Annotated in this window: 1 protein-coding gene; it reads right to left on the reverse strand. The window is 49.3% G+C overall.

Features of this window, described 5'->3' with window-relative positions:
• Window positions 1-1137, reverse strand: a 1137-nt coding sequence (locus C1T21_RS25545; RefSeq protein ID WP_146032522.1) for an amino acid adenylation domain-containing protein, incomplete at both ends; no start/stop codon positions are given.

Consider the following 1137-nt stretch of genomic DNA (forward strand, 5'->3'; position numbering starts at 1 on the left):
GGGGTCACTTCCTCCTCATCTGGAACATAGTACGCACATAGAAATACGTGATTGCGATGATCCCTTTGTTCCATTACCACTGCACTTTGGATGAATTCATGTGCCAGCAGACGTCCTTCAATTTCCCCCAGCTCTACCCGGTACCCTCGGATCTTGACCTGCTGATCCTTCCGTCCCTGAAATTCGATATAACCTGCCGGACGCCATATGCCATAATCTCCCGTTCGGTACAATCGACCCAGCTCTGGATGTTCCACAAACGATTCACGGGTTTTCTGTTCATCATTCAGATAACCTGCCGCAAGCCCCATCCCGCCAATATACAGTTCCCCTTGTACATTCGCCGGGCAAGGCTTCAGTTCATAATTCAGCACATACATCTGCTGGTTCGCCAGCGGTCTGCCATAAGGTATCGAGGTGGTCTGACCATCCCATTCCCTGATTGGATAATAGATGGACCAAATCGAGGCTTCTGTCGCTCCTCCCAGGCTAATCACTTCTGCATGTGGGCAATGTCGTTTGATTTTCTCAGGCAGCTGTAATGGTATCCAGTCCCCGCTAAGCAACACTGTTCGAATTCCATCATTGTAAAAGTCATCCGTGGCACTGGCGAGCACCATTTCCATAATTGCCGGTACGGAATTCCATACGGTGATGCCTTGATGCTCTATCGTGTAGATTACATCTTCCACATCCCGCTGATCATCAATCAATACCAAGGCCGCTCCGGCTGCCAAGGCACCAAACAGATCATATACAGACAGATCGAAACACATGGAGGATAAACCTATCATCCGGTCGTGCTCATGGACGCCGAATTTATGATTTATATCCTGAATTGTATTGGCTGCTGCTCCGTGTGTGGTGATTACGCCCTTGGGGCGGCCTGTGCTGCCGGATGTATAGATTACGTACGCCACATCGTCCGGATGATAATTCAGTGGAAGTGCTTCGTCAGAATATCCTGATACGTCAGCCGTATCATACAACTCCGGTCCTACAGTCAGCTTACATTGACTGTGATCGTGGATGTAGTGGCGACGTTCTTCTGGATAGTCTGGATCCACCGGTACATAAGCTGCTCCAGCCTTCAAAATACCTATGACATTAGCAACAGTTGCAATGCTCCGGCTTGCC

Origin of the sequence: Paenibacillus sp. F4, assembly GCF_002894905.1 — a bacterium.
Taxonomy (GTDB): Bacteria; Bacillota; Bacilli; order Paenibacillales; family Paenibacillaceae; genus Paenibacillus; species Paenibacillus polymyxa_B.